14 protein-coding genes are annotated in these 13,292 nt (G+C 36.3%); all 14 read left to right on the top strand.

What is annotated here, in order from left to right:
• The first annotated feature begins 28 nt into the window (after positions 1 to 28).
• The 14 genes from BBH99_RS17440 to BBH99_RS17375 all read left to right on the top strand — a co-directional run bounded on the left by BBH99_RS17440 (position 29) and on the right by BBH99_RS17375 (position 13,275).
• Positions 29 to 919, top strand: a complete 891-nt coding sequence (locus tag BBH99_RS17440) for a ParB/RepB/Spo0J family partition protein (RefSeq protein WP_066698653.1) — start codon at positions 29 to 31, stop codon at positions 917 to 919.
• A complete protein-coding gene (locus tag BBH99_RS17435) occupies positions 920 to 1,558 on the top strand; it encodes a DUF5683 domain-containing protein (RefSeq protein ID WP_066698652.1) in 639 nt (212 codons plus the stop codon). It begins immediately after the preceding gene.
• A gap of 58 nt (positions 1,559 to 1,616) precedes the next feature.
• Positions 1,617 to 2,318, top strand: a complete 702-nt coding sequence (gene dapB, locus BBH99_RS17430; protein ID WP_066698651.1) for a 4-hydroxy-tetrahydrodipicolinate reductase — start codon at positions 1,617 to 1,619, stop codon at positions 2,316 to 2,318.
• Positions 2,319 to 2,449: 131 nt separating this feature from the next.
• Positions 2,450 to 4,099: a signal peptidase I gene (gene lepB, locus BBH99_RS17425; protein WP_066698650.1), complete on the top strand. Its 1,650-nt coding sequence runs from the start codon at positions 2,450 to 2,452 to the stop codon at positions 4,097 to 4,099.
• A 57-nt stretch (positions 4,100 to 4,156) separates the two neighbouring features.
• The gene (locus tag BBH99_RS17420; RefSeq protein ID WP_394333783.1) at positions 4,157 to 4,777 is read left to right on the top strand and encodes a WbqC family protein; all 621 of its coding nucleotides are present in this window, start codon (positions 4,157 to 4,159) and stop codon (positions 4,775 to 4,777) included.
• A 76-nt stretch (positions 4,778 to 4,853) separates the two neighbouring features.
• On the top strand, positions 4,854 to 6,539 hold the full coding sequence (locus tag BBH99_RS17415; protein WP_066698648.1) for a S8 family serine peptidase: 1,686 nt from the start codon (positions 4,854 to 4,856) through the stop codon (positions 6,537 to 6,539).
• Between the two features lie 225 nt (positions 6,540 to 6,764).
• Positions 6,765 to 7,256: a lipocalin family protein gene (locus tag BBH99_RS17410; protein WP_045494128.1), complete on the top strand. Its 492-nt coding sequence runs from the start codon at positions 6,765 to 6,767 to the stop codon at positions 7,254 to 7,256.
• 25 nt (positions 7,257 to 7,281) lie between these two features.
• Positions 7,282 to 7,971, top strand: a complete 690-nt coding sequence (locus BBH99_RS17405; protein ID WP_066698645.1) for an OmpA family protein — start codon at positions 7,282 to 7,284, stop codon at positions 7,969 to 7,971.
• 108 nt (positions 7,972 to 8,079) lie between these two features.
• Positions 8,080 to 8,967, top strand: coding sequence for a decaprenyl-phosphate phosphoribosyltransferase (locus BBH99_RS17400; protein ID WP_066698642.1), 888 nt, complete (start codon positions 8,080 to 8,082; stop codon positions 8,965 to 8,967).
• Positions 8,964 to 10,283: an FAD-binding oxidoreductase gene (locus BBH99_RS17395; RefSeq protein WP_066698639.1), complete on the top strand. Its 1,320-nt coding sequence runs from the start codon at positions 8,964 to 8,966 to the stop codon at positions 10,281 to 10,283. The genes BBH99_RS17400 and BBH99_RS17395 overlap by 4 nt, the downstream gene beginning before the upstream one ends.
• Entirely contained in the window at positions 10,283 to 11,008 is a 726-nt protein-coding gene (locus BBH99_RS17390) for an SDR family NAD(P)-dependent oxidoreductase (RefSeq protein ID WP_066698637.1), read from the top strand. The genes BBH99_RS17395 and BBH99_RS17390 overlap by 1 nt, the downstream gene beginning before the upstream one ends.
• Positions 11,009 to 11,011: 3 nt before the next feature.
• Positions 11,012 to 11,599 (top strand): HAD-IB family hydrolase, encoded by a 588-nt coding sequence (locus BBH99_RS17385; RefSeq protein WP_066698635.1) that lies wholly within the window; start codon positions 11,012 to 11,014, stop codon positions 11,597 to 11,599.
• Positions 11,600 to 11,623: 24 nt separating this feature from the next.
• Complete coding sequence (locus BBH99_RS17380) at positions 11,624 to 12,097, top strand: hypothetical protein (protein ID WP_066698632.1); 474 nt, start codon at positions 11,624 to 11,626, stop codon at positions 12,095 to 12,097.
• 2 nt (positions 12,098 to 12,099) lie between these two features.
• Positions 12,100 to 13,275: a cysteine desulfurase family protein gene (locus BBH99_RS17375; RefSeq protein WP_066698629.1), complete on the top strand. Its 1,176-nt coding sequence runs from the start codon at positions 12,100 to 12,102 to the stop codon at positions 13,273 to 13,275.
• Positions 13,276 to 13,292: the final 17 nt, after the last annotated feature.

Raw genomic sequence — 13,292 nt, 5'->3', positions numbered from 1 at the left:
TAACAAACATCATTTATCAATTATATCTATGAAGGACAAAAAAAGAGCTATGGGACGCGGCTTGGGCGCCATTTTAAGTGCAGAATCCAAAGCAACTGTCAATTCCGCTACAGATGAGGGAGCAGATAAGTTTGTGGGAAATATTGTGGAAGTTGCGCTTGAAGATATATATCCGAACCCAACGCAGCCGAGAACTTATTTTGATGAAAAAGCATTAGAAGAATTAGCACAGTCTATTAAAAACTTAGGGATCATTCAACCGATTACCTTAAGAAAAGATGGTGAAAAATTCGAGATCATATCCGGGGAAAGACGTTACAGAGCAAGTAAAATTGCAGGTTTAACAACGGTTCCGGCGTATATTCGTTTGGTAAATGATCAGGAGCTTCTTGAAATGGCTCTTGTAGAAAATATCCAGAGAGAAGATCTTGATGCTATCGAAATTGCCCTTACTTATCACAGACTTTTGGAAGAAATTGGTCTTACTCAGGAAAACCTGAGCCAGAGAATAGGAAAGGACAGAAGTACCATTACCAATTCAATAAGGCTGTTAAGACTGAATCCGGATATTCAGAATGCCATCAGAAGCGGTGAGATTTCTGCAGGACACGGTAGAGCCATAATCAGTGTTGAAAGTGAAGAAGACCAACAGGTTTTATTCGATCTCATCATTAAAGAGAAATTAAATGTACGTCAGGCTGAACAGGCTGCGGCAGCATTAAAAAATCCAAAGTCTGCAGCAGCTAAAAAAGCAAAAGCAGAGCTTTCCAATAACTATAAAAGAGCCCAGAAGACTATCGCTGACATCCTGGATGTAAAAGTAGAAATCAAAGCTTCTGGAAATGGTAAAAAAGGTAAAATTGTTTTGGACTTCAAGAATGAAGAAGAGCTGGAATATATTTTATCCCATATTAAATAAATGAAGAAAATATTTTTCGCATTTTTCTTGTGTATTACTGCATGGGCTTATTCACAAGTTGCACCTATCGATACAGTTCGGATACAGACCCCTCCGAAAGAGGAACTTCCTGCGGTAAAACCAACCAAAACAGAAGCCAAAATCATTGAAGATCTTGAAAAAGCTAATGGCCCAACAAAGGTTACAGTAAAACTGAATCCAACCAGGGCCGGTTTATATTCAGCAGTATTGCCTGGTTTAGGACAGTTCTACAATAAAAAATACTGGAAAATTCCAATCGTTTGGGGAGCAGTCGGAGCCGGAGTAGGGATTGCCATATGGAATGATAATCAATATAAGAAATATCGCGAATACTATATTGCAAAATTAAACGGTACACCTAATGAATTTGTAGATGCACGTCCGTGGTTAGATAAAAAAGCATTAGGAAATGCTCAGGATAGGGCAAAAAGGCAAAGAGATTATGCCATAGCCATTACAGGGCTGATCTATATATTGAATATTGTAGACGCAGTAGTGGATGCACATCTTTATGAAAGTCGCCATGATCCTGATTTGACCTTTAAGCCATCACTGATCCAGGATCAGTATGGATTTGATACCCCAAAAACAGGATTCGCTTTAAGTTATAGATTTTAATATACAATACATACATAAACCGAAAGGTGAATGTAACAATAAACATAAAAAAGAGTACATGAAAATAGCATTAGTTGGTTACGGTAAAATGGGTAAGATCATTGATGAGATCGCACAGAAAAGAGGTCACGAAGTAGTGGCCCGCCTGAAGGAAACCCCAACTGCTGAAAATCTTAACAATCCGGATGTTGTTATTGAGTTTTCCCTGCCGGAAGTTGCTTATGACAATATCAAAGCCTGTCTTGAAAATAAAATTCCTGTAATCTGTGGAACAACAGGATGGCTGGAGAAAAAAGCTGAAGTAGAAAAACTGGCTGTAGACAATAATACAGCATTTTTATATGGTTCAAACTTTAGTTTAGGCGTTAATTTATTCTTTGCTCTCAACGAGAAGCTGGCTGATCTGATGAAGAATGTAGATGAATATTCATGTCAGCTGGAAGAAATTCACCATATCCATAAAAAAGATGCCCCAAGCGGAACTGCAATCTCTATAGCAGAAGGAATCATCAATAACAACCCGAAATTCGATGCCTGGAAATTGGAAGAGACAGAAGGTAAGCAACTGGGAATTTTTGCAGTTCGTGAAGATGAAGTTCCTGGAACGCACAGTGTTTTCTACAGAAGCGAAGTAGATGAAATTGAGATCAAGCATACTGCATTCAACCGAAATGGCTTTGCATTGGGAGCAGTAGTAGCTGCCGAATGGATCAAAGATAAAAAAGGAAACTTCGGAATGAAGGACGTTTTAGGACTTTAATTGTAACAAATTCTGTAAATTGCAGACCAATATGAAAATGATGAATAGTGAATTGTCAATAGCGGAAAAGCTGTTATCATTTATTACTCATCATTTATCATGTATATCATAAGAACAGGCACAAAAAAATTATGAATTATTTTTTAACGTATACAGTGTATGTCCTCATTTTATCCGTATTAATGGGGATTTCAACATGGAAGTTGTTTAAGAAAATGGGGTATAGCCCTTTATTTGCATTTATACCTTTCTATAACTATTTCATTATCCTGAAAGAAACAAAACATCCGAAATGGTGGGCAGTCCTTTCCTATCTTCCGATTGTAGGACCAATCATGATGTCTGTTTTTCATCTTTATTTAGTGAAGAAATTTGGAAAAACACTTTTCAAGGATCAGATCCTTACGGTGATTCTTCCGTTTATCTATATGGCAACCATCAACTATTCCAAAGATGTAGAGCTGGAAGATGAAAATGCAAATGACCTGTTTCTTACCGATGAAGAGAAAGAAGCAAAAAAGAAAGATACATTTTTGGGCTCTATTACTTTCGCAGTAGTTTTTGCAACCATTATTCACGTTTTTGTAACACAGCCGTTCGGAATTCCTACAGGATCTATGGAGAGAACCTTATTAGTGGGAGATTTCCTTTTCGTAAATAAATGGAGCTATGGATACAGACTTCCAATGCGTCCTTTAGCAATACCATTCCTGCAGGGAACCATTATGGATACAGGAGAGAAAGGTAATCCAAAAGATGATCCTAAATCTTATGTAGACGGAGTTAAACTACCTTATACAAGAATCTTACAGTTCAATAAGCCACAGAAAAATGATGTCGTTGTTTTCAACTATCCGCAGGATTCAGTTCATACAGCAATCGACAGAAAAGATCCTTATGTAAAAAGATGTGTGGCTACAGCAGGAGATACCTTTGAAATGAGAGCCGGAAGACTTTTCGTGAACGGAAAACCGGAAACCGTTTTAGGAGATCAGGAAGTACAGCACAGATATATTGTGACAACGGATAGTCAATTAGATATTCCTACATTATATAAAGCTTATGGTTTCTTACCAGTACAGGAAATACAGCAGAATAATGGAGGTTTTATTTATGGCTTTCAAGGATTAACCGATAAGATTGCTAAAGACATTAAAGAACTTCCTCATGTAGTGGACATGAAAGAAGATGTTTCTGTGAAAGGAGAAGCTGCCATAGCTTACAGAGACGAAGCAAAAACAAAGATTGATACAACGCAGTCTATTTTTCCTGTCAACAAGCCTTGGAATCAGGATTGGTACGGGCCGGTAAGAATTCCTAAAAAAGGAGATGTGGTAGCTATTAATAATGAAACCCTTCCAATGTTCCAGTGGATTATTTCAGAATATGAGCATAACAGCTTGGAAAAGAAAAACGGAAAAATCTTTATCAACGGAAAAGAGGCTAATCAATATACCATCCAACAGGATTATTACATGATGGTAGGGGATAACAGAGATGCTTCATTAGATGCGAGATTCTTTGGTTTCGTTCCGGAAGAAAATATTGTTGGTAAGCCAATGTTCACATGGATGAGTCTTCAGGGAGCTTTTCCGGATAGCAGCTCTACATACCAGGCGCCATTCAAAATCCGTTGGGACAGAATGTTTAAAGCAACCAATACAGGAGAAGCCAATAAAACCTCATACTGGTGGATTGCTGCTATGATTTTAATACTATTCTTCGGTTGGGAGTATTTTGTGAAATTATTCAGAAAGAAAAAGACAGAAGACGATCTATAAATAAAATTAAACTTAAAATAGAATGAAGTATTTGAAAAAATACTTCATTTTTGCATTATGAATATGAAGAATGTTTTATTACCGGTATTTTATATGCCGCCGGTTTCATGGTTTTCAGTGTTTTTAGATGCTGAAAATGAAGTAGTATTGGAACAGTTTGAAAACTTTCCTAAGCAAACCTATAGAAACAGAGCTAATATCTATGGGGCTAACGGAAAATTATCTCTTATTATTCCTATCAATCATAACGGGAAAAGAGAATTTAAAGATATTGAGATCTCTTACAGGGAAGATTGGAGAACTTTACACTGGAAATCCATTCAAACCGCATATCAGAGTTCGCCTTACTTCGAATATTATGAAGATAAGTTCAGAAAGATTTTTGACCTGAAAGAAAAGTTTCTTCTGGATTTTAACCTTAAAGGGTTAGAAATCATCCAACAGATATTGAAAACAGAAAAGGCACACTCTTTGAATGAAGAATATATCAAAAATCCCGAAGGAATCAGTTTCAGAGAAAAATTCTCCGCAAAGCAGCCTTCAGAATTTGAAATGGAAAGTTATTATCAGACGTTTTCAGACAAATTAGGATTTTTAGAAGATTTATCGGTTCTGGATCTTATCTGTAACAAAGGCCCGGAATCGCTTGTTTACATAAAAAATATAAAACATAAATAGAAGGCCGTCACTATCGAAGTTCACTATAAGTATAACAGTTGACGGCTTTATATGACTTTAAAACAAATATCAATATATGAAAAAGGTATTATTAGCAGCAGTTTTTTTAACAGGTTTTGGATTCTCCTTTGCACAGGAGGCAAAAACGAAAAGTACTGATCCCAATGAAGATAAAAGTCTGATGACATGGTATCACAAAGATTTTAGTACTTCAAAAGTGTATGGTGTTAATACAGAAAATGCATATAAATATCTGGAATCAAAAGGATTGAAGCCCAAGACGGTAATCGTAGGAGTTTTAGATAGTGGAGTACAGGTAGATCACCCGGGTTTGGTGAAAAATATGTGGACGAATCCTAATGAAATACCTGGAAATGGTAAGGATGATGATGGAAACGGATATATCGATGATATTCACGGATGGAACTTCTTAGGAGGAAAAAATGGGGATATTGATGTCGATAATATGGAAGTAACAAGAGTTGTTGCTAAATATAAACCTCTTTTTGAAGGAGATGACTCTGTAAAGAACAAAGCCAATCAGGCTAAAATGCCCGAAGACTTTGCAATGTATATGAAAGCTAAAGATCTTTTCACAAAGAAAAGTATTGAGGCTCAGCAAAGCTTCAGAACATATTCTATGATCAATGAGCTCATCCCGAATATGGTAAAGCTATTAGGTGGTAAACCGGTAACAGCAGAAAATATATCAGCCATTAAGAAGCCTGCAGATCAGAAAGATGCCATTGCATTGGAAGTTTTAAGTCAGGTTTCTCAAAGCCCGGATTTTAAAGGGAAATCTTCTGCAGAATTTGAAGAGAGAATGAAGAAGGATATGAAGGAAGCCATTGATCATTATGCACCGGCAGCAAAACAATATGATCTTTCATATGATCCTAGAAAAGAAATTGTAGGTGATAATTATGATGATTATTCTGAAAAAAATTACGGAAACAATCACTACGAAGGGCCTGATGCACAACACGGAACTCACGTAGCAGGAATTATTGCCGGGCTTCCTCAGGGAAAAGAAATTCAATACGGTATTGCTTCAAAAGTTGCTAAAATTATGACAGTAAGAGCAGTGCCTGATGGAGATGAAAGAGATAAAGACGTTGCCAATGCCATCAGATATGCTGTAGATAATGGAGCTAAAATCCTTAATATGAGTTTTGGTAAACCAGTTTCTCCAGGTAAAAATGTGGTTTGGGATGCTTTCAAATATGCTGAAGATAAAGGAGTACTTTTAGTAAAAGCCGCAGGTAATGAAAATGAAGATGTAGCAGAGCATTTAGCATATCCTACCAACTATAAAAATGTTAACGATGAAAAACCATTTGTCAATAATGTGATTGTAGTAGGAGCAAGCACCAATGATAATAATGCTCTTAGAGCCAGTTTCTCTAATTTCAATAAGAAAATGGTGGATGTTTTTGCACCCGGAGAAAGAATCTATTCAACGGTTAAAGGAAGTAAATATGAGTATTTAGACGGAACATCCATGGCTTCTCCGGTAGTATCTGGAGCTGCTGCAGTTCTATTGGCTTATATGCCGAATCTTAAACCGGACCAGATTATTGAGTCACTGAAAAAATCAAGCAATTTAAGCACAGCGAATGGTTTTACAGATTTTTCTGCAGCAGGAGGAGTTATAGATGTGAAAAAAGCAGCTGAATATGCTTACAATAACTTCTATAACGGAAGTAAGACCTCTGTAGCTAAACCTGTTGTTAAAAAAGCAACCAAAGCTGTTAAAAAATAATTATTTATAAATAGCTATAATGTCTATTTTATAGTGAATAACTTGGAAATATAAGGGATAAGCTGCAATACAAGGCTATTTTATTATTTTTCAAAAAACTGTTAAAATATTCATTTTTAAATATCTAATAAAAAAGTCCGAAATTTTTCGGACTTTTTTATTTTTTAAATACAATTTTGGCACGGTTTTTTGTAACTTTATTGTAACAAAATAATAAACAACAAAATGAAAAAGTTACTACTTGCAGGGATGTTAGGAACATCACTTTTTGCAGTGTCTTGTTCCTCTGTGAATAACGCAGCTACATCTCAGAATCAAAGAGCAGATTTTCTAAAATTAAAAGGAGATTGGCAGATTGTGAGCATAGACTACGATAAAGGGTATAAAATTAAACCTTTTGATGAGGGAGCAGATGCGCAGTGTTTCGTCGGAAGCCACTGGAGATTAATTCCTAACAACTGGACAGGAGCTTATACTCTGAATGGAGGTGGAAGCTGCCCGGCCATTACACAGCCAATCAAGTTTGAAATCAAAAATGGTGATACATTTATGTTTAAAAAAGTTCTTGCAGGTACAAAAGCAAAACAAAATGTTGCAGGTTATACTTTATCAGTAATCAACCAAAGCACAGATCAGTTTTCTCTTCAGCAAGACGTTCCGTTTGAAGGAGGAAGTGTAAAAGTAGTTTACAATTTCGAAAGAACCGGAATGAAATAATTAAATAACATAAAAGATTAAAAAAATGAAATTTACTAAAACATACGTAGGAGCTCTTTTCTTGTCATCAGCATTATTATTGACAAGTTGTGAAGCAGTTCAGAATTCAAATCACCAACAAAGAGGTACTGCTGTAGGAGCTGCATCAGGAGCTGTAATAGGTGGTATCCTTGGAAACAATGTAGGAAAAGGAGGAAACGGTGCTATTGGTGCTGTGCTTGGTGGGATTATCGGTGGTGTTGCAGGTAACGTGATCGGTAACAAAATGGATAAGCAGGCAAGAGATATTAAAGAAACTTTACCAGGTGCTCAGGTAGAAAGAGTAGGAGATGGTATTAAAGTTACGATGAATGAAAGTATCGTAAACTTTGCTTTCGACTCTTCAAATCTAACTTCTGTTGCTCAGGGTAACTTAGATAAATTAGCTAAAGTATTGGTTGATAATCCGGATACCAATATCAATATCTATGGTCACACAGACAGCGTTGGTAAAGATGCTTATAACATGGCACTTTCTCAAAGAAGAGCCGATGCTGTAAAAGCATATTTAGTGAAAAGCGGAATTGCAGGAAGCAGAATGTTCACTAAAGGTGAAGGTAAAAATATGCCGGTTGCAAGCAATGATACAGATGAAGGAAGAGCTAAAAACAGAAGAGTTGAATTCGCGATTACTGCAAATGAAAAAATGATTAACGATGCCAAGCAAGGGCAGTAATTAATTTAACATATAAATATTTTCGTAAAAGACCGCCCCGGCGGTTTTTTTTGTATTTTTATGCCTGTCAATTTTTAATTTATTATTTTTGTAATTGAAATAACATAAATGAAAAAATATTTAAAACTGCTCCGTGTAGAGCAATGGGTGAAAAACCTTTTTGTATTTGTTCCTCTATTCTTCTCCGGTAATATTACCAACCTTGATTTACTTACCAAAAGTATCTTTGCTTTTATCATCTTTTCATTTGCTGCCAGTGTTGTTTATATTCTTAATGATTATAATGATATTGAAGCAGACAGAAAACATCCTGAGAAAAGAAGACGCCCGCTGGCGAGTGGGGCTATATCAAAATCTACTGCAATAGCAATCCTTATTAGTCTTGTGATTGCGGATATTGCTTTTGTAGGGTTTGCCCAGCTGTATTTTCAACAGCCCTTATGGAAATTTGCAACCATTATTGCTTTTTATGTGATGATGAATCTTGCGTACACATTCAGACTAAAACATGTTCCAATCATAGATATTTTTATCATTGCTATAGGATTTGTACTGCGGGTTCTTGCAGGCGGTTACATTACCGGGATCAGTATTTCCCAATGGGCAATCTTATTAACTTTTGTTCTGGCATTGGTACTAGCTATTGGAAAAAGAAGAGGAGAGCTTATCAATGCTCAGGTTTCAGGAAAAACAAGAAAAGCTTTGGATGGTTATAATGTACAGTTTGCAGATATTGCATTGTCTATCTCCATCACCCTGGCAATTGTTTGCTATCTGATGTTTACCCTCTCACCGGAAGTACAGGCGAGATTCCATGAAAGAGTATTTTATACTGTAGTTTTCGTTGTATTTGCTCTTTTAAGATATTTGCAGCAGACATTGGTGTACAACAGAACAGAATCTCCTACAAAAATTGTGTACAGAGACCGTTATATACAGGTTACTTTATTACTTTGGGTGGCCACATTTTTAATTCAAATTTACTTTAAGAAATGAAGCCGAATTTCACACAGAGAGTTACAAACTGGGGTAATTTCCCGGTAGTGGAAAAAGAAATGAGATCTGAGGACAGCTTCAAAAACATAAAAGAATTCGTACTCAGCCACAATGAAGTTATTGCCAGAGGAAACGGAAGATGTTATGGGGATGCTTCATTGGGAGAAAGCATATTTTCTACCAAAAAATTAAATAAGTTCATCAGTTTTGACCGCCTGAACGGGATCATAGAATGTGAGTCCGGAGTACTGCTTTCAGACGTACTTGAAATATCAGTGCCGCAGGGATACTTTCTGTATGTAACTCCTGGAACAAAATTTGTTTCTGTGGGTGGAGCTATTGCTTCCGATGTGCATGGAAAGAATCACCACGCAGAAGGCTGTTTCTCAGAATATGTAATTGAATTTAAACTGATGGTGGAGAATGGGGAAATCATTACCTGTTCAAGAGAAGAAAATTCAGAAAAGTTCTGGGCTACTATTGGAGGAATGGGACTTACAGGAATTATTCTGACCGCAAAATTTAAGCTTAAAAATATTGAATCTGCCTATATCCGTCAGGAAAGCATCAAAGCAGATAATCTTGACGAGATTTTCAAATTATTTGATGAGAGTGAAAGCTGGACCTATACAGTAGCCTGGATTGACTGTCTTCAGAAAGGAAAAAATATCGGGAGAAGTATTCTGATGAGAGGAGAACATGCTTTCCAGCATGAATTACCTCAGGCTATGGCAAAAACACCTTTAAGACTGAAGAAAAAATTACAGCCTACTGTTCCTTTTTACTTTCCGGGGTTTGTATTAAATGCTCTTACAGTAAAGATTTTCAATTGGCTCTATTATAAAAAACAATCCAAAAAAGAAGTCAAGAACTTTATCGACTACGAAACATTTTTCTATCCTTTGGATGCCATTAATGAATGGAATAAGATCTACGGGAAATCCGGATTTATACAATATCAGATGGTGATTCCAAAAGAATCCGGAAAGGAAGGAATGAAAAGAATCCTTGAAACAATTGCTAACAGTGGAAATGGTTCATTCTTAGCCGTGTTAAAGCTTTTCGGGAAGAATAATCCGGAAGCATATAATTCTTTTCCAGTAGAAGGGTATACGCTGGCATTGGATTTTAAAGTAAATTCAAAGCTTAAAAAACTGGTAGAGGAGCTGGATAGTATTGTTCAGGAATTTGGAGGAAGGATTTATCTTACCAAAGACAGTATGAGCAAATCTTCATTAACCAATTACCTGAAAAATATTAGAAGTCCTAAATTTGTGTCTTTACAGCACAAAAGAATCTTAAATAACAATTCATAATGATAGTTCTGGGAAGTACATCTGAAGTGGCACAGGCATTTGTGGAAAAAACACTTCAGGAAGGAGAAAAGTTTGAAAAAATCTATCTTTTTACCTCAAATAAAGAAACTACAGAAAGGTTTGCAAGGCATATTGATGTGAAATTTCTACAGCAGTCTGAAGTGATAGAACTGGATCTGATGAAAGAAATTGATTATAACAAATTTGATTATGTCAATTCAAATGTATTATTTTGTGCCGTAGGATATTTAGGGGAAGGAACCGAAGAAGGGCTGTATGATAATAAAAATACAGAACGTATTATCAATATCAATTACGCTAAACTGATTCCGGTAATGAATTATTTTGCCCATAAATTTGAAAGCAGAAGATCAGGGACGATCATCGGACTTTCATCAGTGGCAGGAGACAGAGGTAGACAGAGTAATTTTATTTACGGAAGTGCAAAAGCGGCTTTTACCGCCTATTTAAGCGGACTTAGAAACTATCTTTTCAGTAAAAAAGTACATGTCCTAACTGTAAAACCAGGATTTATGGCCACTAAAATGACAGAAGGTCTGCCTTTAAATCCTAAATTAACAGCAACTCCTAAGCAGGCAGCAGCTTGTATTTATAAAGCGTTCAAAAGACAAAAGAACGTGGCCTATGTTTTGCCGGTTTGGAGTATTATTATGATGATTATCAGGAATATCCCTGAATTTATATTTAAAAAGTTAAAGCTTTAAAAAATGAAAAAATTGTATTGTTTTGATTTTGACGGAACCCTGACGTATAAAGATACCATGTTTATGTATCTTAAATTCTACGATTCTACAAAATATAGAATACAATTTTTAAAACATGTACCGCTTTTTATCCTGTTGAAGCTTAAATTGGCAGAAACTGAAAAAGTGAAGAAAAGCTTTATCGGATCTATTTTAAAAGGTCAGACTCAAGAAAAAATAGAACTGAAATCCAAACAGTTTTTTGAAGCACATTACCCTAAAATTGTAAGGGAAAATGCACTGGATTTTATTCAAAATATCGATAGGAATAATACACAAAGTTTATTGGTAACTGCTTCTCTGGACATCTGGGTGAAGCCTTTTGCTGAGGTATTGAAAATGCAGCTTGTTTCTACGAGGGCAGAGTTCAAGAACGGTGTATTCACAGGAAACTTTATTGGGAAAAACTGTAACGGTAAAGAAAAACTGGTACGAATAAAGGAAGAAATTCACGATTCCAAGTATGACAAAATTATTGCATTTGGTGATACTTCCGGGGATAAGCCAATGTTGAAATGGGCAAATGAGGGACATTACCAATTTTTTCACTAATTTTGGGTGATAAAAGTGTAAAAAATGAAAAGTCTGTTAATTGCATTTACAGCCATCCTGATGAGCTGTGCAAGTACAACAACATCTCAACAAAAATTGTCTGATATGCAGCAGAAAGCAGAACTTCTTGTAACCCAATCTCAAGGAGGTACCGAACAGCCAGGTTTCAGGATCCTTAAAGATGAAAAAGAATACCTTGCTTTGAGCAAAAGTGGTTTTCAGCTTGTGGAAGAAGGGAAAGATCCTGCATCCAATTATCCGAAATTTCCGAAAGACAAGAAAGTTATTGTATACAATCTGGGAGGCTTCAGATCAGGAAGCCATACTATCAATGAGATTAAAGGGGTATCTGTCAAGAATAATGTTCTGTATGTAGAAGTTCCGGCTGGAGAACCTTCCGGCGGAATGGAAATTCAGGTGCTTTCTAATCCCTGGTTCGTTTTTGCTGTTCCTGCAGATTACCAGTTTACTTCCGTAGAATTAAAATATTCAAAATAATAATGGATAAAATATATTTAGATAATGCCGCAACCACTCCGCTTGCAGAAGAAGTTATAGATGCAATGGTTGGTACGATGAAGATGAACTTCGGAAACCCGTCTTCAACTCATAGCTTTGGACAGGAAGCCAAAATCCTTATTGAAAATGTAAGAAGACAGGTTGCAGACTATCTTCATGTAACTCCTGCTGAGATCATTTTCACTTCCTGTGGAACAGAATCCAATAATATGATTATCAAATCCTCGGTAGAACACCTTGGAGTAGAAAGAATCATCAGCTCGCCTTTGGAACATAAATGTGTTTCTGAAAGTATCCTGGATATGAAGGCAAGAAAGGGAGTAGAAGTAAATTATATCCGTCCTAATGAAAAAGGAGATATTGACCTTAATAAATTAGAAGAATTATTAAAAGCCTCAGATAAAAAAACGTTGGTAAGTTTAATGCATGCCAATAATGAGATCGGAAACCTGATGGACCTTAAAAAAGTAGCTGAACTTTGCAAGGCACATAATGCTCTATTCCATTCTGATACAGTACAAACGATGGCTCACATGAACCTTGATTTCTCAGACATTCCTGTAGATTTCGCTTCATGCAGTGCTCATAAGTTTCATGGGCCAAAAGGATCAGGCTTTGCTTATATCAGAAAATCAACCGGACTGAAAGGAATTATCACCGGAGGCCCTCAGGAAAGAAGCCTGAGAGCAGGAACTGAGAATGTTTGCGGTATTGTAGGGCTAGGTAAAGCATTAGAACTTTCTCTTGCTCATATGAATGAATACACTCAGCATATGCAGGAAATCAAAGACTATGCTATCGAAAGATTATCAGCTGAAATTGAAGGCATAAAATTCAACGGAAGAAGTGCTGAGAAGGAAAACAGCCTTTATACCGTTTTAAGTGCTTTATTGCCTTATAAAAATCCGTTAATCGGTCTTCAGCTGGATATGAAAGGGATCGCTATTTCTCAGGGAAGTGCATGCTCTTCCGGAGCATCCAAGCCATCTATGGTTATGATGATGGTTCTTTCTGAAGATGAAATGGATCATTGTACACCGTTACGTATCTCTTTCAGCCACTTAACAACAAAAGCTGATATAGACGCATTAGTAAATGCCTTAAAAGAGATTTCAAAGGATTATGCTATAGAAAAAACTAATGTTGAGCATAGATAGTCTTATGATGTAAAAGT

The sequence above is a fragment of the Chryseobacterium contaminans genome (genome assembly GCF_001684955.1).
In the GTDB taxonomy this organism is placed as follows: Bacteria; Bacteroidota; Bacteroidia; order Flavobacteriales; family Weeksellaceae; genus Chryseobacterium; species Chryseobacterium contaminans.
This window is presented reverse-complemented; position numbering and strand designations above follow the sequence as displayed.

Bases quoted from the DNA above. Each gene is read 5' to 3' on its own strand.
- BBH99_RS17405 (WP_066698645.1), top strand. From the start codon at position 7,282: ATGAAATTTACTAAAACATACGTAGGAGCTCTTTTCTTGTCATCAGCA.
- BBH99_RS17415 (WP_066698648.1), top strand. From the start codon at position 4,854: ATGAAAAAGGTATTATTAGCAGCAGTTTTTTTAACAGGTTTTGGATTC.
- BBH99_RS17400 (WP_066698642.1), top strand. From the start codon at position 8,080: ATGAAAAAATATTTAAAACTGCTCCGTGTAGAGCAATGGGTGAAAAAC.
- BBH99_RS17390 (WP_066698637.1), top strand. From the start codon at position 10,283: ATGATAGTTCTGGGAAGTACATCTGAAGTGGCACAGGCATTTGTGGAA.
- BBH99_RS17380 (WP_066698632.1), top strand. From the start codon at position 11,624: ATGAAAAGTCTGTTAATTGCATTTACAGCCATCCTGATGAGCTGTGCA.
- BBH99_RS17435 (WP_066698652.1), top strand. From the start codon at position 920: ATGAAGAAAATATTTTTCGCATTTTTCTTGTGTATTACTGCATGGGCT.
- lepB (WP_066698650.1), top strand. From the start codon at position 2,450: ATGAATTATTTTTTAACGTATACAGTGTATGTCCTCATTTTATCCGTA.
- BBH99_RS17420 (WP_394333783.1), top strand. From the start codon at position 4,157: ATGAATATGAAGAATGTTTTATTACCGGTATTTTATATGCCGCCGGTT.
- dapB (WP_066698651.1), top strand. From the start codon at position 1,617: ATGAAAATAGCATTAGTTGGTTACGGTAAAATGGGTAAGATCATTGAT.
- BBH99_RS17395 (WP_066698639.1), top strand. From the start codon at position 8,964: ATGAAGCCGAATTTCACACAGAGAGTTACAAACTGGGGTAATTTCCCG.
- BBH99_RS17440 (WP_066698653.1), top strand. From the start codon at position 29: ATGAAGGACAAAAAAAGAGCTATGGGACGCGGCTTGGGCGCCATTTTA.
- BBH99_RS17375 (WP_066698629.1), top strand. From the start codon at position 12,100: ATGGATAAAATATATTTAGATAATGCCGCAACCACTCCGCTTGCAGAA.
- BBH99_RS17410 (WP_045494128.1), top strand. From the start codon at position 6,765: ATGAAAAAGTTACTACTTGCAGGGATGTTAGGAACATCACTTTTTGCA.
- BBH99_RS17385 (WP_066698635.1), top strand. From the start codon at position 11,012: ATGAAAAAATTGTATTGTTTTGATTTTGACGGAACCCTGACGTATAAA.